Annotated in this window: 19 protein-coding genes; 13 read left to right on the top strand and 6 right to left on the bottom strand. The window is 69.5% G+C overall.

Going from position 1 to position 20545, the window contains the following annotated elements; translation table 11 throughout:
- Positions 1-33: 33 nt before the first annotated feature.
- Positions 34-3132: an aminotransferase class I/II-fold pyridoxal phosphate-dependent enzyme gene (locus tag FL344_RS31795; RefSeq protein WP_141621174.1), complete on the bottom strand. Its 3099-nt coding sequence runs from the start codon at positions 3130-3132 to the stop codon at positions 34-36.
- Between the two features lie 241 nt (positions 3133-3373).
- On the opposite strand from FL344_RS31795, the gene FL344_RS31790 reads away from it, so the two are divergent.
- Together FL344_RS31790 and FL344_RS31785 are read left to right on the top strand one after the other, a co-directional pair.
- On the top strand, positions 3374-3784 hold the full coding sequence (locus FL344_RS31790) for a hypothetical protein (protein ID WP_228558504.1): 411 nt from the start codon (positions 3374-3376) through the stop codon (positions 3782-3784).
- 168 nt (positions 3785-3952) lie between these two features.
- On the top strand, positions 3953-5332 hold the full coding sequence (locus FL344_RS31785; protein WP_228565518.1) for a hypothetical protein: 1380 nt from the start codon (positions 3953-3955) through the stop codon (positions 5330-5332).
- A gap of 33 nt (positions 5333-5365) precedes the next feature.
- On the opposite strand, the gene bamE is transcribed toward FL344_RS31785, so the two are convergent.
- On the bottom strand, positions 5366-5731 hold the full coding sequence (bamE, locus tag FL344_RS31780; RefSeq protein ID WP_141621172.1) for an outer membrane protein assembly factor BamE: 366 nt from the start codon (positions 5729-5731) through the stop codon (positions 5366-5368).
- A gap of 239 nt (positions 5732-5970) precedes the next feature.
- On the opposite strand from bamE, the gene FL344_RS31775 reads away from it, so the two are divergent.
- Both FL344_RS31775 and FL344_RS31770 read left to right on the top strand, forming a co-directional pair.
- Positions 5971-7941 carry a rhomboid family intramembrane serine protease gene (locus FL344_RS31775; RefSeq protein ID WP_141621171.1) on the top strand — a complete coding sequence of 657 codons (1971 nt, stop codon included), beginning with the start codon at positions 5971-5973 and terminating at the stop codon, positions 7939-7941.
- A 49-nt stretch (positions 7942-7990) separates the two neighbouring features.
- Complete coding sequence (locus FL344_RS31770; protein ID WP_141621170.1) at positions 7991-8302, top strand: hypothetical protein; 312 nt, start codon at positions 7991-7993, stop codon at positions 8300-8302.
- A gap of 27 nt (positions 8303-8329) precedes the next feature.
- Here the strand turns inward: FL344_RS31770 and FL344_RS31765 are convergent, their stop codons facing one another.
- The gene (locus tag FL344_RS31765) at positions 8330-8698 is read right to left on the bottom strand and encodes a DUSAM domain-containing protein (RefSeq protein WP_141621169.1); all 369 of its coding nucleotides are present in this window, start codon (positions 8696-8698) and stop codon (positions 8330-8332) included.
- Between the two features lie 4 nt (positions 8699-8702).
- Positions 8703-9020, bottom strand: coding sequence for a hypothetical protein (locus tag FL344_RS31760; protein ID WP_228565517.1), 318 nt, complete (start codon positions 9018-9020; stop codon positions 8703-8705).
- Between the two features lie 677 nt (positions 9021-9697).
- On the opposite strand from FL344_RS31760, the gene FL344_RS39470 reads away from it, so the two are divergent.
- Positions 9698-9862, top strand: a complete 165-nt coding sequence (locus tag FL344_RS39470; RefSeq protein WP_228565516.1) for a hypothetical protein — start codon at positions 9698-9700, stop codon at positions 9860-9862.
- A gap of 6 nt (positions 9863-9868) precedes the next feature.
- Here FL344_RS39470 and FL344_RS31750 read toward each other — a convergent pair whose 3' ends face one another.
- A complete protein-coding gene (locus tag FL344_RS31750) occupies positions 9869-11026 on the bottom strand; it encodes a site-2 protease family protein (protein ID WP_141621167.1) in 1158 nt (385 codons plus the stop codon).
- Between the two features lie 212 nt (positions 11027-11238).
- On the opposite strand from FL344_RS31750, the gene FL344_RS31745 reads away from it, so the two are divergent.
- The 6 genes from FL344_RS31745 to FL344_RS31720 all read left to right on the top strand — a co-directional run bounded on the left by FL344_RS31745 (position 11239) and on the right by FL344_RS31720 (position 16877).
- Positions 11239-11964, top strand: coding sequence for a Coq4 family protein (locus tag FL344_RS31745; RefSeq protein WP_228558501.1), 726 nt, complete (start codon positions 11239-11241; stop codon positions 11962-11964).
- A gap of 9 nt (positions 11965-11973) precedes the next feature.
- Positions 11974-13536, top strand: coding sequence for an acyl-CoA carboxylase subunit beta (locus tag FL344_RS31740; RefSeq protein WP_090484980.1), 1563 nt, complete (start codon positions 11974-11976; stop codon positions 13534-13536).
- A 118-nt stretch (positions 13537-13654) separates the two neighbouring features.
- A complete protein-coding gene (locus FL344_RS31735; RefSeq protein WP_090484982.1) occupies positions 13655-14269 on the top strand; it encodes a hypothetical protein in 615 nt (204 codons plus the stop codon).
- Positions 14270-14307: 38 nt separating this feature from the next.
- The gene (accC, locus tag FL344_RS31730; RefSeq protein WP_141593772.1) at positions 14308-15825 is read left to right on the top strand and encodes an acetyl-CoA carboxylase biotin carboxylase subunit; all 1518 of its coding nucleotides are present in this window, start codon (positions 14308-14310) and stop codon (positions 15823-15825) included.
- A 22-nt stretch (positions 15826-15847) separates the two neighbouring features.
- A complete protein-coding gene (locus FL344_RS39980) occupies positions 15848-16357 on the top strand; it encodes a biotin/lipoyl-containing protein (RefSeq protein ID WP_141593771.1) in 510 nt (169 codons plus the stop codon).
- 4 nt (positions 16358-16361) lie between these two features.
- Positions 16362-16877, top strand: coding sequence for a YfbM family protein (locus FL344_RS31720; RefSeq protein ID WP_141593770.1), 516 nt, complete (start codon positions 16362-16364; stop codon positions 16875-16877).
- 18 nt (positions 16878-16895) lie between these two features.
- Here the strand turns inward: FL344_RS31720 and FL344_RS31715 are convergent, their stop codons facing one another.
- On the bottom strand, positions 16896-17672 hold the full coding sequence (locus tag FL344_RS31715) for a TSUP family transporter (protein WP_141621166.1): 777 nt from the start codon (positions 17670-17672) through the stop codon (positions 16896-16898).
- Positions 17673-17807: 135 nt separating this feature from the next.
- Between FL344_RS31715 and FL344_RS31710 the strand changes: the two genes are divergently transcribed.
- Both FL344_RS31710 and FL344_RS31705 read left to right on the top strand, forming a co-directional pair.
- Positions 17808-18620, top strand: coding sequence for a hypothetical protein (locus FL344_RS31710; protein ID WP_141621165.1), 813 nt, complete (start codon positions 17808-17810; stop codon positions 18618-18620).
- A gap of 99 nt (positions 18621-18719) precedes the next feature.
- A partial coding sequence (locus tag FL344_RS31705) for a DUF4388 domain-containing protein (RefSeq protein WP_141621164.1) occupies positions 18720-20545 on the top strand: 1826 nt, incomplete at its 3' end.

The following is a 20545-nucleotide window of genomic DNA, read 5'->3' as shown; positions in this document are numbered from 1 at the left end:
GGCCCCGGACAGTGCCCGTGCGGGGCCCGCGCCTCAGGACTCGGACGGCCCGCCGCGCAGCTTCGCGCCGAAGCGCAAGAGCTGCTCACGCGCCCGGAGCAGCGCGTCCCGTGGAATCGAGAACACGGCCCGCGCCCGCTCCGGATCCCCACACCACGGGCCGCCATTCAGGACGACGTGCGTGTGCTCGTACACCACGCGAGGAAGGTTCTCCGGCGTCAGCCGCACCCCGTCGACCTCCTGCCCCAGCCATGCCGTCATCCGAGGCGACAAGAAGAGTCCGCCCGCGTCCCCCGCGTCCGAGCGCCCATCCCCTGGCAGCGCTCCGGCCAGCAACTCGCGCTTCTCCGCCAGCTCCCGCCGCATCTTCACCAGGAAGGACCGCAGGGTGCGGTGCCGTGCGGGGTACAGCAGCTGGCCATCCGGACTGCGGGCATATGCCGCATACAGGTACGCCGCAGCGCGCGCCGTCATCAGGTGGAGCACCCCAGGGCCAATGTCACGCACCGCCGCGGCCAGCGCCCGGTCCTTCGTCGCGAGCCATCCCACGCGGAGCCCACCGGCCGCGAACTCCTTGGACAGTCCTCCCAGCAGCACCGTGCGGGCGCCGATGCCGGGCACCGCGCCTTCCAGCGTCACGGGGCTGGGAACCGTCTCCGCAGTGGGGCTGGTGAGGTTCACCAGTCCGAAGATTTCGTCCGAGACCAGCAGACAGCGCTGCTCCACCACATAGGTGGCCAGGGCCACCAGCTCCTCGCGGGCCAGGTAGACACCGGAGGGGTTCGACGGCTGCGACACGACGATGGCATCCGGCACGCCGCCACCGCCCTGCCCTCGCCGGGCCAACAGCCCCGACAGTGGCCCCTGCTCCACGTCACACCCCGCGGAGACGAAGGTGGGCGGCAACACGCCATAGCACGGCGTCGACACATAGACGCGCGGCGTGCGTCCCAGCCGCTGGCGCAGCGCCACGCCCAGGTGGTGGATGAGCGGCCACACGCCCGGCGCCACCGCCAGCTCGTCCGGCGCGTAGCGCACCGCGCGCGACTCCAGGAGGAAGGCCGACACCGCTTCTGCCAGTCCAGTCTGCGGTGCGGGCTCGCGCGGCGCGACACCCGCGGCGATGAGGCCCTCCACCAAGGGAGGCGGCAGCGGCCCTTCGTTCTCTCCGTAATCCAGACGCACCAGCTCCGCGTCGTCCTCGCGGAACACCTTGGGCGCGAATGCGGGGAAGGTCATCAGCCGCGCCATCCGTCGCGAGCGGGGCAGCGTCACCACCGGAGGCCTGCGCGGCGCGGGCGCTTCCGGCTCCGCGAAGGAGATGCGGAACGACAGCAGGTCAGCGAAGGTGCGCTCGTAGAACGCTTGCGCCAGGGTGCTGATGCGCGAGTACGTGACCTCCGCCGCGGCTTCCAAGTCACCCCGCAGCGGCTGCGGCACCGGCATGAGCAGCGTCAGCTCCAGGTCCGGCCACACCGCGTTCTTGATGAGCCCATAGAGCACCACCAGGTTGGGGGCGTGGGCCTCACGGGCCAGGAACTCGAAGAGCGTGTGCGGCTCCACTCCGCCGGTGATGTTGAAGAAGGCGCTTTCGTCCAACACCACCCAGATGCCCCGGCGCGCTGCCTCCGCGACAATGTCGCGCAGCACAGACAGGTTGGTGCGCTCCCCCTTCTCCACCGTGAGCAGCACCATCTTCACGTCGAACGCGGACAACAACCGGCGAATCTCCGCCAGCGACGTGTGTGTCACCGTGGCGCGCACCCCCGCCTTCTCCAGCGCACGGGCGTAGAGCGGATGGAGGTTGCGCGACACCAGCACCTCGTCACCCGCGTCGCAGGTGGCCATCAGCAGCGAGTACACCGCCTGCTCGCGCTCGGGCGCGACGAAGACCTCCTCTTCCGTCAGCCGCAGCCCGAAGTACCGGTCCAGGTAGCGCACCACCTGCCGGCGGAAGGACGCGTCGCCCGCCTCGTGCGCGTAGGGCATCAGCGGGCCCCGCGCCAGTCGCGCCGCCAGGTCGGCGACGAAGCCCAGTTGCTCCGCCGACGCGGCGCCCAGGTCCAGCTCCTCCTGCAACGCAGAAGCGCCCAGCTCGCGCAGCGCGGCCCGCAGCGCCAGCGTCTCGCGAGGCAGCGCCAGCCGCGCCTCCCACACCGCCACCTCGTGCCACACCGGATTCCCAGCCTGGAGCCAGCCCAGCGCGGTGGCCGCCCGCAGCGGCTCCGGGCTGCGCGCTTCCATGAAGAACTCGAACTCGCGGCCGGTTCGCTGCTCCAGCGCCACCAAAGGGCGGATGTCCGTGTCCGCCGCCTGCATCACCCGGCGGGCCACCCGCACGTGCGTGTCGAAGCCGCGGCGGGTGAACATCCGCTCGATGATGACGCGCCCTGGCCTGCCCGCGAGGTTGAGCAGCAGCCGTCCGGTAGGCGACAGTCGCTCCGGCGCTTCGTCCAGCAATCGCGCGATGAGCCCGAGCCCGAAGTGGTCCTCGTAGACGTTCTGCAGCGTGCAGTAGTTGGACAAGTCGTAGAGCGCCTGCTCGTCGGCCTGGGACAGCTCGGATGGCAAATCCTCCTCGCCCCGGAGGACCTGCGGAATGCAGCCCACCACGAAGTCCCATGGGGCATCCGAAGGTATCCCGCGCAACAGGTCGCTCTCCCCGAAGGACAGGCGCGACGCCAGCTGCTCGTCTCCGTTGAGCCACGCGTTGCAGCGCGCCACCACGGGCGAATGCGGATTGAGGTCCGCGCCATGCACGTGCGCCAGCCGGGTGAACTTCGCCAGCGCGATGCAAATCCATCCCGAGCCCGCGCCGACTTCCACCAGCCGCTTTCCCGCGTACTCATCCAGCGGGACGCTCAGCAGGCCCTCCAGGAAGGTGTAGGCCCACGCCTCCGGAGCGAAGATGGACGGCAGCAGGAACAACTCCAACCGCTCCTGCGAAGCGCCCACCGCCACCGTCACCGTCACCAGCCGCAGTGGCGCCGATTCGGGTTGGTGGCGAGACAGCTCCGCCAGCTCGCGGAGCTCGGCCAGCGCGCGCGGACGCCTGTCCGCATGGGACAGGTCCTCGGACAGTGCGCGCAGCAGGTGAAACGCCTCACGGGGTGTGGAGGGGTAGGTCGGCATGGCGCGAGGACTGTCCCGAGCCCCCCGCCCCCTGTCAACGCTGCGATGGCGCCCGGATGAAACCCTTTGGCGCCCTGGGGTGAGTCAAGGAAATGCCGACTCGCCGTAATAAAGGGCAGCAGCAACGAGGCCCGCCGCCGCCGCGCCGGGTGGGCTCGGAAGCAGCACGCGCGGTACCGACGGAGCAGCATCCATGTCGCTCATGCCTGTGGATGGACCCCGTAGTGGAGAGGGGGCAGTGATGGAGATGAACGTCTCGAGGCCGGTGCTTGGTGGGGGATTCTGGAAGAAGCGCACGCAGCCGGTGAAGCGCGCCAAGGACGCGTCGCTGGTGCGTTGGGAGTCGCAGCCGTGGCGCCGCCAGTTACGCGACGCGGCGGAATACGAGCACCCGGTGGCGCGTGCCGCGCTGGTGCAGGCGCTGCTGGCGGAAGGTCTGACGATGGACGCGGACGCTGCGCGCTTCGCGGGAACCAGCGAGGACCGCGACTGCATCAGCATCGCTCAGGTGCTGCGCTTCGCCGACTCGCTCGTGCTGCGCATGGCGCTGGCGTGCACGGATGACCACGTGCTCCAGCTGGTGCATCTGCGCCGCGACGCCGAGGACCTGGCGGAGCGGATGATTGAGTGGGCCAACGCCGGCCGTCTGTAGGCCGGAGGCGGCACAGCAGGCACGGACAGCGGCCCGGTATCGTGGCGTGACTCGCCGGAGGTCGCACGCTGGGGCGGCGTGCGGCGCGGCACCTGGGTCACGGTGAGGGCCTGAGCCCCTGCGAGTCCCTCCTTGACAGCGTGGGAGCCCGGCTGTTCTCACGGAGACATGCTCTCCTCGCTCGTCCTGGTCGCCACCCTGGCAACGGCCCCCGCTCCCCGTGCCGCCGCTTCGGCGCAGACGCTCGTCCATGTGCCGAAGGTGGATGCGTTGACGGGTCTGGCTGCGTTCCTGGAGCGCGCGGGCCAACACGCCGCGCTGCTGCGTCCCTCGGCGTGGCGAACGGAGCTGCACCCCTTCCTCGCCGTCGACCCCACGCGGCCCCAGTCTCTGTCCGAGCTGGGCCTGGATCCGGCCGGTCCGGCCACCGTGTCCATGCGCAATGACGGACGCGTGTCCTGCATGCGGGTGGCCGACGCCAAGGTGTTCCAGGCGAAGGCCGCCGAAGCCATCACCGCCGCGGGCGGCGCCGAAGCGAAGCCCACCACGCGTGGAGGGGTGACGACGGTGCATGTCGACCGCGACATGGGCGGCAGCATGGGCTACGCGATGAAGGGCAAGGAGGTCTGCGCCTTCGGCGCCATCGAGCGCGGCGGCGCGGACCTGCTCAAGGAGTCCGTCCGGCTGGTGGGCAAGGCGCCCGCGCGAGATGCCCGGCTGGGCAAGGTACCGGGCGTGGCATTCGTCGTGTCGGGCAACACGGTGGTGGGCCTGGACGGAACGGCCAACGCGCTGCAGGTGGATGGCGTGACGACGAAGTTGCAGCTGCCGGTCTTCCAGGCGCGAGGCACCAGCCCTTACGCAGCCATGAATTCAGAGGGACTGCTCTCCTCGCGTGCGTCCATCTCTCCCATGGGGGTGTTCCAGACGGTGGACACGATGCGCTCCACGCTCCAGGTCCTGTGCCCCACGTGTCCGAAGGAGCAGATGGTGTCCATGGCGAAGGCCGTGACGAAGCAGCTCACGGGCCACATGTTGGTGAACATGGACCACGTCCAGGTGCGCGGCTCCCTGCGCGCGATGTCGACGCGCTTCTTCGCGGTGCGCCAGGCCGTTGCCGCCGAGGTGAAGGACGTGGCGGCGGTGAAGGCCGCGCTGGCCCCGCTGGGCAAGCTCCCGGACGTGCTCGTGCTGGAGGACGGCTGGAAGCTCCCGCTCAAGGGCGGCAACGTGTTCGTGCGCATCAAGGGCAAGCAGCTCGTCCTGGGCAACGACGAGTCGGTGACCCAGGCCACGTTGGCGGCGCTGACGGAGACAGGCACGAAGACGGAGCACCCGGTGGACTTCGCGTTGGACCCCAAGCGAGTGGCGCGAGGCCTGGCGCAAATCTCCCTGACGGACATCCTGGCGGATGAGGTACTTGCCGCCCTCTTCGCGGCCAGCTCGGAGCTGGGGCCGCTGCTGGCGCGCAGCGAGCGCATCACCGGGTGGATGGACGCCGCTCCTGGTGGCGCCCACCGCGTGTCCCTGACCTGGCCGCTGCCCTAGGAGCCGCCAGCAGCCGGAGCGGTCTCCAGACCGTCAATCGACGTAGTACTCGTGCGCGACGCGAGTAACCACGCCGCTATCCGAGAAGAACACCACGCGCAGGCTGTAGTGGGAGTCGGTGGGGCTCTTCGAATAGCGCCACGACGCCCCTTGAGTTGGCCTGTCGTGCACCTCCATCGGCTCACCGAGGAGCTTCACGACTTCATCCCGACTCATGCCGGGCTGAACGCGCCTGAAGGCCAGCCACGAATAGCCCGGAGCAAAGTGGGTGCTCGGTCTGAAGATGAGCGACCAAAGAAAGCCGTCAAGGCCATCAAGCAACAGAAGATGCGCCGAGAACCCCATGAGGAACGAGGCGACGATGCCTCGCGTGAGCTTCCGGGCGACGTTGGATCTCATTGGCACTGGTCTCCATTTGGAGTCGCGCGACCCTTCATATCGCTACCCAGGACTGGGCAGTCATTGACCTCTTGAGTTGCTACCGTCGTCCTGGGCCTCACCCGGAGTGCAGGCAGTTGGCTGCGCCTCCTCACCTGAAGTGGGAGGACCGAGCCAATCCATTAGCCGACCATCCTGTGGTATGTCAGGGCGTCATTGCGTGACGGAGCCGACACGCTGCACGAGGGGGAAACCACGCCATGATGCTGTTCCTGCCCCTGGGGGTGGACAACACCGAGCTGGAGCGTCTGCCTCGGGTATCCATCACCATCGCGGCCATCTGTATCGTGGCCTTCTTCATCTCCTGGGTCGTTCCGTCCAACCCCCTGGGCGTGGGTGAGAACGAGCTGCGCTCCCTGCTGGAGCAGTCGCTCGAGCACCCGGACCTGGAGTTCCCTCCCGCGTGTGCGGAGCGGTTGCTGTCCGATTCGGGCCGGAGGCTGGTGCGCAACATGCACCAACGCGTCGCGGAATCCGACGGAGCGGAGAGCGTGACGAACCGGCAGCAGGGACTGAATGAGCGCTGCGAGGAGCTCATCGCCCAGCACGACTCGAGCCTGCTCTCGCGCTTCTCCCTGGTGCCCGCGCGGGGACTCGCCCAGCCCGGCTGGCTCACGTACATGTTCCTCCACTTGGGGTGGATGCACCTGCTGGGGAACCTGCTGTTCTTCTACGTGACCAGCCTGCTGCTCGAGGATGCCTGGGGCCGGCCACTGTTCGCGGGTTTCTACGTCGTGGGCGGGCTGGTGGCGGGCGTGGCCCACTATGCCATCGACCCCTCATCGGAGTCGGTGATGGTGGGTGCCTCCGGCGCCGTGGCCGCGTGCATGGGCGCCTTCTGTCTGCGCTTCGCCCAGCGACGGGTCCGCATCGGCTACTTCGTCTGGCTGCTGAAAATCTTCCGCGGCACCTTCCCCGTTCCCGGTTGGGTCTGGGGCGGCCTGTGGTTCGGCAACGAGGTGCTGAACTACTACCTCCTGGGCAACAACACGGGCGTCGCGGTGATGGCCCACATCGGCGGTTTCGTCTTCGGCTTCGCGGGCGCGTCGCTGCTGCGCGTCACGCAGTTGGAGGAACGGGTGGTGGCGCCCGCGCTCGCCGCGAAGCAGGGCGGCTGGGTGGCCGACCCGCGGCTGGCGGAGGCCCAGGAGGCGCTCGACAAGGGAGACCGCACGGCCGCACGCGCGGGCTTCCAGCGCTTGCTGAAGACCCAGCCGGACCACACCGACGCGTTGCTGTCGCTGGGCCGCATGGACCTGGAGGACGGCAGGACGCCGGCCGGCACGGCGCGGGTGGAGCGGGCGCTCCATACGCTCGCGGGCCGCGCCTCCACAGACGCACTGTGGTTCGCGATGGAGCCATTGGTCTCGTTGCTGCCCATCGACGCGCTGCGGCCCGCCTCCGCGTGGAAGCTGGCGCAGGCGCTGGACACGGAAGACGCGCCGCCGGCCTCGTTGGAGACGACGGAAGCCCTGTACAGCGTGGCGGGCGGGGGCGCGGGCACCATCGCGGTGCGCGCGCTCATCCGCGCCACGGAGCTGCGAATGGCGCACTACAAGGACCTCGAGCGGGCGGCAGGCTACCTCGCGCGCGCCAAGCCGCTGTTGACGGGAGAAGCCGCGTCGGCGGGAGACCGGGTCCGGGAGCTGGACGCCGAAATCACGAGGGTGCTGGAAGAGAACGCGTGGAAGAAGCGGGACGCTGCGCCAACGCCTACCGTGGACGTACCACCCGCGCCGCCGCGCGTTTTCCCCTGCCGCATCGTGGGCATGACGGACATGGCCCTCACCGTCGAGGCCGCCAATGGCCAGCGCCGGACGATGGCCATGACGGAGGTGCTGGCGATTGCCGTGGGCATGCTGCCCGTCGCCGGGCCACCGGGGACGCCGCCGCGACAGACGGTGCTCACCGACCTGGTGCTCTCCTGGGGGAGCGCCAACGAGGGGCCGCGGGTGCTGCGGGTGAACGTCGCGGGGCTCGGACTGAACCACTTCTATCCGGGTGTGGCGCCGCGTGAGGCTTATGCGCGATTACTGGCGGACATGCTGGAGCGCACCAACGCCAACGCGCTTCCGGACGCTTCTTCACTGAAGCAGGGGCATTACCCGCGCTTCAACAGCGAGGCGGAGCTGAGCCAGCACTACTACGGCGGGAGCGCGGCAGCGGCCTGAGCGCGGCCCCATCCACGATACCTTCCAACCTGGCTGACCGAGGACGCGCATGACGCCCGTGAAGAATCCGCTCCTTCATCGCTACTGGCTGGAGTTCGACCGCGGCGATGGGACCGAGCCGTTGGCGTGCGGAGCTCTGTTTCTGGGCTGCGGCGTCACCGCGTTCACGGCCGATGACGCCAAAAGGCTCGTTCGCGAGTCCATCTTCGGGGATGAGCCCATGCCGTCCATGGCCCGCATCATCGAGGACGTGGACATCACCACGTTGGACGACGCGTCGGTTCGCCCGAACATGCACGAGCCCATCAGCCGTGGCATCTGGTACCCCATCGGGTACCGCACGTCAGGCGGTTCGCCGTGAAGGGCTTCGCGCCTTCCGTGAGGCAACTCACCCCATGTCTTCCAGGGCCAACTCGGCCTGCTCGCGATAGAGGGGCACCTGCTCCACCGCGAGCACGTCTTCCAGTAGCGCGCGCGCGCCAGCGACATCGCCCGCGTCTCGAAGCCGGCGGGCCCCCGTCAGCGCGCGCATGAGACGTTGCGAGCCCTCACGAATGCGGCGGCGAGTTTCGTGAAGAAGCGCCGTCGCCGTGGCAACGCCCGCGACGGCGGCATGTGCATCCTCTTCGGGAATGCCCACCTCTCGTGCCGAGCGAAGGAGCAAGGCTCGCACCTCGGCTGTCAGCGATAGCGCCTCACCGGCCTCCACGCGACGCGCCAGTTCACGCACCGGGTCCCAATCAATCGACTCGGCCATGGACTCACTCGCCTCCCTTGCGACGGCGGCACTTATCCACGGGCCATTCGTGTTGCCCTTCGCAATACCGGAAGCAGTCGTAACAAGAGCCTGACCAGGCCTGCTCCTGGCACTGGGCGTAGGCGTCGATGCACACCTGCTTCCACCCGGGGATGGCTTCTTCGCTGGCCTCGGACGCGGACTCGACGGCCTTCATCGGAGCCAGGTACTTGCTCGCCTCCGAAGCCGTCAGCCCGCAGCGCTCCGGCGTGGCCGGGTGCGTCTTCACGCAGCAACTCACCGTCGAATCCATGGGGCCGCACTGCGCCTGGGCCAGGTACACGGGCTGACGGGCCGCGGTGGAATGAGCGCTCCCGCCACACCCCAGCGCCGAGAGAACAATGGCTGCCAGCGGGCCCCACATCGCGCAACAATGCAAGGATGGCTCGTTTTCCATGAATAACAGCTTACACGCGCCTCATGCATGGACAACCCTCCATTCACGCAGCCAGCCTTCGGGCTCGCCCACGGCAATCAACCGAACCCGCTGCTCCTCCTCCCTGCGGAACACGTCCGCAATCGAGCGGCACATCGCCGAGGCGCGAGCCCGCGATGGCAGCACCGGGCATCCGCCTCGGCTGAAAGTGGCCTGGATACCGCCCTGCGCATCCCATATGCAACGCACCAGGTAGGCAACACAAGCAGAGACTCACTGTGCCGGGTGACCGCTCCTCAGTGCTCCCAAGCGCTGGGATGCCACCATCGACATCACGCTCGCCCCCTGCGCGCAGGTGGAGTGCCAGCGCCGCTGGGCCTTCGCCCGAAAGTACGAGACCGGCGCTGCACCGTCCGACGACGTTCGCGTGGCGGCATGACTCCACCCAAGCCAAGCCCACGGTCATGAAGTGCCGCGGGTAGACCTCGACGCGTGCCGCATCGCGGAGGAAGTCCAGGGCTTCTGCCGCCCCGCGACCTGTCATTCAACCCGGATGGCGCCTTGTTCGCGGCCTCGCGCGACGGTTGCGGCGGCTTCGGTGTCCACCGCATCCAACCGGAGAGCTGCTGTTCCGGCACGCCAACGACCATGAACTCCAGACGAGCGACACCACCTTCTCACCGAACGGCCGCTTCATCGCCTGGGGCCCGGGTGACGGCACCGTGGGCCTGTGGTCCGTGACGGACTGAGTCCCGTCACGCCGGCCGCTCCTGCCGCCACCGCCGCTCCTGCTGACCACTGCGCTCCTCGCGCGCCTGATACAGCGTCATTCCGCGCTGCACATCATTCACGTCGAGCGTCCCCGCCAGCACCCCATCCGCCTCCACCACGACGAGTTGGGGCATCTCCTCCTCGGCCATGCGCCGCAACGCCGTCCACCCATCCTCATCCAGCCGCACCACCACGGCGGGCACCATCACCTCGCGCGCGGTGCGCGTCATCCGCTCCGAATCCGGAACGGCCCGCACCGTCTCCAGCGACACCTGCCCCACCGGCCTTTCGTCCTCCGTCACCGGCAGCAGCAACAACCGCGCACGCCGCAAGTCCCACAGCGCCTGCTCCAGCGACGCCCCCGCGTCCACGCCCACCCGGCGCGGCGTCATCAAGTCGGCCACTGGCACACGCTCCAGCGTCATCTTCATCCGCACCTGCTGCGCCTCCGCCTGCGCGCCCATGAAGATGAAGAACGCGATGACGACCAGGAACGGGTTGAGCGACAGCACCGCCCACACACCGAACAACACCGCGAACCCACGTCCCAGCCAGGACGCCACCTGCGTCGCGCGCACCATCCCCAGCCGTCCCGCCAGCGACGCGCGGACGATGCGCCCCCCATCCATGGGGAACGCGGGCAGCAGGTTGAACACACCCAGGAACAGGTTCAGGCTGGCCATGTAGAAGAACGCGAACTGGAGGTTGAACGAGCGCACCTCCTGGAGCAGCCACGTCGCGCCGCCGAGCAGCACCGCCAGCAGGATGCTCGTCAGCGGCCCCACCGCGGCCATCAGCGCTTCGTCCCGGGGACGCGGCGGCGCCTCCGTCAACTCCGACACACCGCCCACCATCATCAACGTAATCGAGCGCACGGTCCCGCCGCGGCGCAGCGCGTACACGGTGTGCGCCAGTTCGTGAATGAACACGGACGCGAACAAACCCAACGCCACCACCAGCCCCCACAGCGCGGGCGAGCCGCTGAGTCGCTCCGGGGGGACTTCGGCCACCTCCGCCGCACGCTGGAAGGCGCCGCCGAATAGAAACGCAAGCAGCGGAAGGACCAGCAACAGCGAGAAGTGGACGCGGACGGGAATGCCGTGGAACGAGCCGATTTGAAAGGAACCTCGCGCGGCGCGCATGGCGGCCCTCCTATGGCTTCAACCTCCGTCCCCTCCACCCGGCGCGCACGGACCAGGATGCGGCCCGGCCGGCTGCCCGCCCCCTGAGTGTCCGGTCCTCGGCCTTCGGGATGTCCGCCCGCGAGCACGGCCGCAGCCACCCCGCCCCGCCCTTGCGCCTCCCACATACGCTGGACGGAGCGGCCCCAGCGTCCCCCCGCCTTGGAGGCACCATGTGGAATCCTGTCGCGTATGCGTGGACGGCATGGCGGATGGCACGGGCCCTCCGCGACCCGGAGAAACTCCAGGACGTCCTGGGTCTGGCCCCCGTGCTCGCGCCCCCCGTGGCGATGCGGCGACTGGTGGAGCGGCTGATGAGCCACGCCTCCGCGGCCCAGGCCTTCATCGAGCGCCCGCGCATGGGCCTGCTCCACCTGGCCGCGCTGCGCGCCCTGCCCGAACACACCCTGGGACGGGCCTTCGTCGGCCACCTGGAGGCGAACCAGGTGAACCCTGACGCACTGCCCTACCTGGAGGCACGGACCGACGAGGAGTACGTGCGAGCGCACCTGCTCGAATCCCATGACGTCTGGCACGTCCTCACCGGCTTTCCGACGACCGTGGCGGGGGAGCTGGGCATCCAGGCCTTCAGCCTGGCCCAGGTGGGCAGCCCCTTCGCGCTGGGCATCCTCGCGGGCGGCCTGACGAACACCCTCCTCTATGCGTTCTCCCAGCGCGAGGAGCGCATGCGCGCCATCGTCCGGGGCTGGCTGCTGGGACAGCGGGCCCGGCCGCTCTTCGGGGCACCCTGGTGTCAGATGTGGGAGTCGCCCCTGGTGGAGGTCCGCCAGCGCTACGGCCTGGACCTGGCGGCGGTGGATGCAGTGCTTGACGACCCCATGCGTCCGGCCATGGAAGTCAGGAATCCAGGCAGCGCGTCCCCGCCCCAATCATGCTAGACGCGCCCCATGGACCAGACTCCCGAGAAGGACCCCCTCCGCGCACGTCTCGAGAAGATGGAGAAGCAAGCCGAGCTGGGTGGCGGTGCCGACCGCATCGCCAAGCAGCACGAGTCCGGCAAGCTCACCGCCCGCGAGCGCATCGACCTGCTCCTTGACCCCGGCTCCTTCTGTGAGCTGGACAAGTTCGTCACCCACCGCTCGAACGAGTTCGGCATGGGCGACAAGAAGATTCCAGGCGACGGCGTCGTCACCGGCTACGGCACCGTGGAAGGCCGCAAGGTCTTCGTCTTCGCCCAGGACTTCACCGTCTTCGGCGGCTCGCTGTCGGGCGCCTACGCGCAGAAGATCTGCAAGATCATGGACCTGGCCACCCGCGTGGGTGCGCCCGTCATCGGCCTGAATGACTCGGGCGGCGCGCGCATCCAGGAAGGCGTGGAGAGCCTGGCCGGCTACGCGGACATCTTCGTGCGCAACACGCTGGCCTCCGGCGTGGTGCCCCAGATTTCGCTCATCATGGGCCCGTGCGCGGGCGGCGCGGTGTACTCGCCCGCCATCACCGACTTCATCATGATGGTGAAGGACACCTCGTACATGTTCATCACCGGCCCGGACGTCATCAAGACGGTGACGCACGAGGAGGTGTCGAAGGAGGCGCTGGGCGGCGCCGTCACGCACAACCAGAAGTCCGGCGTGGCCCACTTCGCGGCGGAGAACGAGCAGGCCGCCATCGTGATGACGCGCGAGCTGCTCTCCTTCCTGCCCTCCAACAACCAGGAAGAGGCGCCCGTCCAGCCGTGCGAGGACGACGCGTTCCGGGCCGAGGAGTCGCTCAAGACGATTGTCCCGAGCAACCCCAACAAGCCCTACGACATCAAGGAAGTCATCAAAGCCATCGTCGACGACAAGCACTTCTTCGAGGTGCAGGAGCACTTCGCGAAGAACATCGTCATCGGCTTCGCGCGCATGAACGGGCGCAGCGTGGGCGTCGTCGCCAACCAGCCCGCGGTGCTCGCCGGCGTGCTGGACATCGACGCCAGCATCAAGGCCGCGCGCTTCGTGCGCTTCTGCGACTGCTTCAACATCCCGCTCGTCACGCTGGTGGACGTGCCCGGCTTCCTCCCCGGCACCGACCAGGAGTGGGGCGGCATCATCACCCACGGCGCCAAGCTGCTGTACGCCTACGCCGAGGCCACCGTCCCCAAGGTCACCGTCATCACCCGCAAGGCCTACGGCGGCGCCTATGACGTCATGGCGTCCAAGCACATCCGCGCGGACATGAACTTCGCCTGGCCCACCGCGGAAATCGCCGTCATGGGCCCCGAGGGCGCGGTCAACATCATCTTCCGCAACGAGCTGGCCAAGGCCCCGGACGCCGCCGCCGAGCGGGCCCGGCTGACGGCGGACTACCGCGACAAGTTCGCCACCCCGTTCAAGGCGGCCGAGCTGGGCTACATCGACGAAATCATCCGTCCGGAGGAGACGCGCGCGAAGCTCATCCGCGCCCTGGAGCTGCTGAAGGACAAGCGCCAGGAGAACCTCCCCCGCAAGCACGGCAACATCCCGCTCTAGGTTTCTTTCAGCCCTCGCCTGCCCGCCCTCTGTCGCCAGTAGGGCAGGCAGGCGCGCGCGAAGGGGGAAATTTGGGGGTGACGAACGGGCTTACAGGGGCCAGGAAAGGAATCTCATTTTGCCCCACCGTCGCCTCATCCTCTTTCTCTCCGACGTCGAAGGAAACCTCACCGCCCTGCGCCAGACGCTCAAGCGCGTCTGCGAAGCGGTGGACCTGGCCACGCCCGAGGTGAAGTGGGTGGAGCCTCCGCCAGAGGGGCTGGCCGATGCGGGCTGGCACGCCGTCGAGCTGGAGCTCCCGCCCGCCCCTGGCCGCAAGGCGCGCAAGTCCGAGCAACCCTTCCTGGAGGAGCAGCTCGACGCCATGAGTCAGGCCCTGGCGCAGGATTTCCGGGACCGGGCGCTGGGCCTCTTCGTGGACCGCGAGCACAGCTACGCGCGCTCCTGCATCAGCGGCCCGGGCCGCCCGTCCAAGGCCGTGGAAGGTGAGGTTCTGGACGTCATCCGGCAAGCGGCGCGCTGGCTGGACGTGGAGACGGGCATGCTGGCCCGCCTCTTCGGCGGCGGAAACGCGGCACGCAACCTGTTGGCTGCGGCGGTCGACTTCGGCAACGAACCTGGACGGTCGGGTCCGCCCGCTCCGCCGGAGCCGGACGAGGACGACCGCTTCGTGGAGGCCAAGCTGACACAGGCTCGCGCTTACATGGAGCAGTACCTGAACACCCGGAAGTAGAGGCGGCAAACAGGGTCGCCCCGTGCTAGACGGGCCCCATGCCCAAGATCCGCAAAGTGCTCGTCGCCAATCGCGGCGAGATCGCCATCCGGGTGATGCGCACGTGCAAGGAACTCGGCATCGCCACGGTGGCGGTGTACTCGGAGGCGGACCGCTCCGCCCTGCATGTGCGCACGGCCGACCAGGCCATCTTCGTGGGGCCCCCGCCTTCGCGTGAGAGCTACCTGGTGCAGCAGCGCATCCTCGACGCCGCGAAGCAGGCTGGCGCGGATGCCATCCACCCCGGCTACGGCTTCCTCTCCGAAAACGCCGCCTTTGTCCGCGCCTGTGAGGCCGAAGGCCTGACGTTCATCGGGCCGCCCGCCTCCGCCATGGACTCCATGGGCGAGAAGACGCGTGCCCGCGCGAACATGATCAAGGCGGGCGTGCCCGTGGTGCCCGGCACCACCGAGCCCATCCCCTCCGTGGAGGAAGCGCGCGCCTACGTGGAGAAGATTGGCTTCCCCGTCATGCTCAAGGCCGCGGGCGGCGGCGGTGGCAAGGGCATGCGCAAGGTGGAGCGCATGGAGGACTTCGAGTCCTCGTGGCGCGCCGCCAAGAGCGAGGCCCTCAACGCCTTCGGCAACGACGCCGTCTACATCGAGAAGTACCTGGAGAAGCCACACCACGTGGAGATCCAGGTCTTCGCGGACCAGTACGGCAACACCATCCACCTGAATGAGCGCGAGTGCTCGGCGCAGCGCCGGCACCAGAAGGTGGTGGAAGAAACGCCCAGCCCCATCCTCACGCCGGAGCTGCGCGCGAAGATGGGCGAGGTCGCGGTGAAGGCGGCCAAGGCCGTCAACTACGTGGGCGCCGGGACGGTGGAGTTCCTGGTGGACGTGCACCGCAACTTCTACTTCCTGGAGATGAACACCCGCCTCCAGGTGGAGCACCCGGTGACAGAGTGGGTGACGGGCCTGGACCTGGTGGCCATGCAGATTCGGGCCGCCGAGGGCGAGAAGCTCGGCCTCACCGAAGCCCCCACGCCGCGCGGTCACTCGATTGAAGTCCGCGTGTACGCGGAGGACCCGAGCCGCAACTTCATGCCCAGCCCGGGCAAGATTACGTACCTGCGCGTGCCGGGTGGACCGAACGTGCGTGACGATTCGGGCGTGTTCCCCGGGTACACGGTGCCCAACGTCTACGACCCGATGATTTCCAAGCTGTCCGTGTGGGCCCCCACGCGGCGCGAGGCCATCGCCCGCACGCAGCGCGCGCTGTCCGAGTACGTGGTGAAGGGCATCACCACCAACATCCGCTACCTGAAGGCGATTCTGGCGCACCCCGAGTTCATCGAGGGCGACTACGACACCAGCTTCCTCACCCGCCAGCACGAGGCGCTGCTGGGCGCGGAGGACCCGAAGCTGAGCGAGATGGCGCTGCTGGCCAGCGTGGTGCACACGTACCAGAAGGACCAGAAGCGCGCGAAGACCCTGCCTGCCGCCAGTGGCGGCCAGGGCGGTGGCAACGGCGGCGTCTCCCCGTGGAAGCTGGCGCTGCGCACGCGCCGCTAACCCCCAGCTCGGAAGGACTCCCATGCGTTACTTCACGAAGCAGCAGGGCCAGAAGGAAGCGGTCCCGGTGGACCTGGAGCCCCTGGGGAACGACCAGTTCAAAATCACCGTGGGCGGCACCACGTACCAGGTGGACGCGCTGGCGCTGGAGCACGGCACGCTGTCCATGCTGGTGGACGGTCAGTCGTACAACGTCGAGTTCGAGGAGAACGGCGACGAGCTTGGCGTGCTCCTGCGCGGTCAGGTGAACCGCATCGACGTGGCGGATGAGCGCCGGCTCCGGCTGCGCGCGGCCAACGCGGCCTTCTCCGTCGAGGGCAAGCAGCTGGTCACCGCGCCCATGCCGGGCAAGGTGGTGAAGGTGCTGGTGAAGGTGGGCGACGAGGTGAAGGAGGGTCAGGGCCTCGTGGTGGTGGAAGCCATGAAGATGGAGAACGAGCTCAAGAGCCCCAAGGCGGGCAAGGTGACGGAGCTGTTCGCCAAGGAAGGCACCGCCGTGGAGAACAACGCCAAGCTGGTGGTGGTGGAATAGCTCCATGGAGATGCTCTGCACCCTGCGCAGCGCCACCGAGGCCCAGCGCGTTGCCCTGCTCCAGGCCCCCGAACGGCTGGAGGACTTCGTCGACGATGACGAGGACTTCGGTGACCCGAAGGGCTCAGCGTTCCTGGAGCTGGACATCGGCGAGGCGTGGCATGGCCTCCAGTACCTGCTGACCGGAACGCCGTGGGAAGGCAGCGCGCCGCTGGACTTCCTGGTGCGTGGCGGCGAGGACGTGGGCGACATCCCTTCCGAGGAAGGCACCGCACGCGTCTTCACGCCGGCCCAGGTGCAGGCCCTGGCCACGGCGCTGCAACAGGTGACGCAGAAGACGCTGCGCGCGCGCTACGACGCGCCCACCATGCAGGCCCAGGACATCTACCCCGGGACATGGGACGAGCCCGAGTCCGAGGTGGATTTGCTGGAGGAGCTGCTCTCCTACTTCGAGGAGCTCCAGAAGTTCATGGCCGCCGTGGCGAAGCGCCGGGAGGCGCTGCTGGTGCACATCGGCTGATGGCGGGGTGACGGCTTCTCAGGCCGTCACCACGTCGTGCCCCAGCTTGAGCACCAGGGCCAACACCACGCCCAGCACCACCTTGCGCACCAGTTTGTCACCGCCCTTCACGGCCAGGTGCGCGCCCAGGTAGGCGCCCGCGAACTGGGCGCCGGCCATGGGCAGCGCCACCTTCCAGAGCACCACGCCCTTGAATGCGAACAACGCGACGGAGGCGAGGTTGGAGGCGAAGTTCACCACCTTCGCGTCCGCGGACGCGCGCGCCAGGCCGTGTCCCAGCAGGGACGAGAAGGCCACGATGAGGAACGTCCCCGTCCCCGGTCCGAAGAAGCCGTCGTAGGTGCCGATGGCCAGCGCGATGAGCGCGCCAATGGCCCGGGCGCGCGCGGGCGGCCCGGGCTCCGGCATGTCTCCCGGACGCGGCGGCTTGCGGAAGGCGAGGAACACCGCCACCGCGATGAGCAGCACCAGCACCAGCGGCTTGAGGACTTCCGGTTTCACCAGCAGCACCAGCGCCGCGCCCCCGAAGGCCCCACCCAGGCCGAAGGGGAACGTCACTCGCGCCAGGTTCCCATCCACCAGCCCCGCGCGGGAGAAGCGCACCAGCGCGGCGAACGAGCCGAAGACGGACTGTCCCTTGTTGGTGCCCAGCGCCACGTGGGGCGGAAGGCCCGCGGCCAGCAGCGCGGGGAGGGAGATGAGCCCGCCGCCTCCCGCGATGGCATCCACCATGCCGGCAATCAGCGCGGCCACGCACAGCAGGATGAGGTGCAGCGCACTGACGTCCACGTCCACCGGGGTGAACCTCCTCGCGGGCGGCGCCTGGGTACCACGTGCCCGGCCCGCCGCCCATGACCGCCCGCTTCTTGCGTCATCACGCGCCTTGGGCGTCAATGCCGGGACGACTCCACTCCCCCCGCCGAGGTCCCCGTGCTCGCTTCCTTCCTCACCGTGCTGGCGCTCACCCTGGGCTCGGTTCCGACTCCGCAGGATCCTTCCGCGCCGACGTGCCGCGCTATCGACGGCAAGGTGTCCTGCGGCTATGGGTGCAAGTCGGACGGACAGCGGGTGCGCTGCGCGCAGACACCGCAGGGCCACTGCCAGGTGATTGACGGGCAAGCGGTCTGCTTCGACCCGCCGGCTTACGTGCAGAAGGCCTATGGCGCGGCGCTGCCGAAGCCGGAGTGTCAGAGCATCGACGGGGTAGTGGCGTGTGGCTACAACTGCGCGACGCAGCCCGGCCGGGTGAAGTGCGCGCAGTCCCCCGCGGGCGTCTGCCGGGGCCGGGGCGGCGAGGTGGAGTGCTTCGACCCGCCCGCCGTGGTGTTCGCCGTCTACGGCAAGGACACGCCCACGGCTCAGTGCCACAGCAACGCCATGGAGCTGACGTGTGGCTATGGCTGCATCAACGCCTCGGAGGGAGTGCGCTGCGCTCGGACGCCCGCGGGCGTGTGCAAGCTGGCCAGTGGCCGCATCACCTGCTTCGACCCCTCCCCTGCCGCCCTGTGCGCCTGGAAGCGCGAGCTGCCCGCGCCGCAGTGCAAGAACACCGAGGCGGGGCCGGTGTGTGGGTACAACTGCACCACCGCCTTCTCGAAGTCGGCCTGTGCGTCCACCCCGAACGGGCTGTGCAAGGTCTTCGACAGCGAGGTGCACTGCTTCGACCCGCCCGCTGAACAGACAGCGGACGCGGCGTGTCTGGCAGCGCTCGGGCTGGCGGCACTGGATGGCGCGGCGCCCTGAGTCGAAGTAAGGGGCTCGCGCCCCGGCGCTCTGCTTTGATGCGACGGAGGACAGCGGTAGGGTTCGCTTTTCTCGCAGGACGAAGGAGCAAGGCCGCGCATGGCGGAGGGTGAGGTCCGGCAGTACTGGGTCCGCAACGACAGGGGCACCATGTGGGGGCCCCTCACCCTGCCGACCATTGAACTGCTCATCGAAAGCGGCTCCATCCAGGGCCGGCTCCAGATGTCCGAGGACGGGCTCAACTTCGCCTTTCCCTGGCGCTTCCCGGAAGCGCGCGAGGTCGTTCCCCGCGAGCTGTGGGGCCCGGGCGCCCCGCCCGTCTCCGCCGCGGAACAGGCCGCACCGGGCGCTCCCATGGGCGTGGCCCCCGGAGCGCCCGTCATGGCGAGGCCAGGTGTCCGACCCGTGGCAGGCCCCGGTGTCGCACCGAGTGCGGGTCCCAGTGCGCCCATCGCAGGCCCCGGTGCGCCCATCGCGGGCCCTGGTGTCCGCCCTGGCGCGGCGCCCAGCGCGGGTGCCGGTGTCCGGCCCATGGCGGGCCCTGGCGCGGTCCCCATGGCAGGCCCTGGTGCGGCCCCCATGGCAGGTCCTGGCGCGGCCCCCATGGCGGGCCCTGGCGCGGTCCCCATGGCAGGCCCTGGCGCGGCCCCCATGGCGGGTCCCGGTGCTCGGGCCACTGTGGACCCCGCGCGGCGTCCCGTGGCGCCCGCCCAGCAGGCCCGTCCTCCCGGAGCGGTGCCACCTCCGCCCGTGGCGGGAGCCGCGCGTCCGCCGAGCGCTCCCCCCGCGAGCCCGGCCCCGGCGTCCGCCCCCGTGGCGGTGCCCGCGGTGGAGGGCGATGACGCCGCACCGGAGATTCCGGCCCTCGGCCAACTCGAGCAGTTCTCCCCCATCCGCCTCTATGGCCGCATCGCCGCCCGGGAGCAGACGGGGCTGCTGTCGCTGACGCTGGCGGACCGCGTCGTCCAGATTCACTTCCGCAAGGGCAACCCGGAGTTCGTCGACTCGTCCCATCCTGAGGAGGCGCTCGGGCCGTCACTGGTCGCGGCGCGGCTGCTCACGCCCGAGCAGCTTCGCCAGGCCGAGCCCGCGCTGGAGCGCTTTGGCGGAGACCTGCTCACCGCACTCTTCGGTCTGGGACTGCTCCAGCCAGCCACCGCCTTCGCCATCCTGGCGCAGCGCGCGGGCGGCATTCTCTCCAGGGGCCTGCGGGCTGAGACCGGGACGTTCACCTTCGAGCTGAAGGACCTGTCCTCACACAAGGCGATGCCGCTGGGGCACCGATGGGCCGTGCTGAGCGACACGGTTCGCCGGATTCCCTCCGCGGACCTCAAGCGCCGGCTGACCCCGGTGCTCCAGCTTCCCATCATGAAGTCCGGTGGTGTCGTGGCCGCGAGCGAGCTGCGCCTCACGCCGCACGAGGTCCGCGCGCTCACGGTCATCGACGGCGTGCGCTCGGTCGCGCAGTTGCTGACGGACTTCGCACAGGACGCGGACCACCTGCTGCGGCTCGCGTTCCTGCTCAAGGAGCTGGACTCGGTGTCGTTCGCCGGACAGGCCAGGACGGCGCAGGATGTGGGCCCACGAGCGCCCGGTGCCGGAGGTGCCCAGCCCTCCACGGGTGCCGCACACGCTGCGGCCCCGAACGCCGCCGCGCAACAGCGCCCCGCTGGAGCCGCTCCGAACGTCGCGGGAGGTCCGCAGCCCGGCGGGGTGGCGCAAACCGCCGGCGCCGCGCCCCAACGCCCCGTGGCAGGCGCGACGCCCGCGGCAGGTCCCAGTACCACGCGCCCCGTGGGCACCGTCCCAGCCGCCGGCCCCGGGGCGCCCCCGCCCGTCGCTGGCCCGGGTGCCACCGCCGCGCGCCCGCCCGTCACCGGTCCCGGTGCGACAGCCACACGCCCGGCAGGCACGGCCCCCATGGC

The sequence above is a fragment of the Myxococcus sp. AB036A genome (assembly GCF_006547355.1).
Lineage (GTDB): Bacteria > Myxococcota > Myxococcia > Myxococcales > Myxococcaceae > Myxococcus > Myxococcus virescens.
The sequence above is the reverse complement of the archived record's forward strand: the minus strand, read 5'-3'. Positions and strand labels throughout refer to the sequence as shown.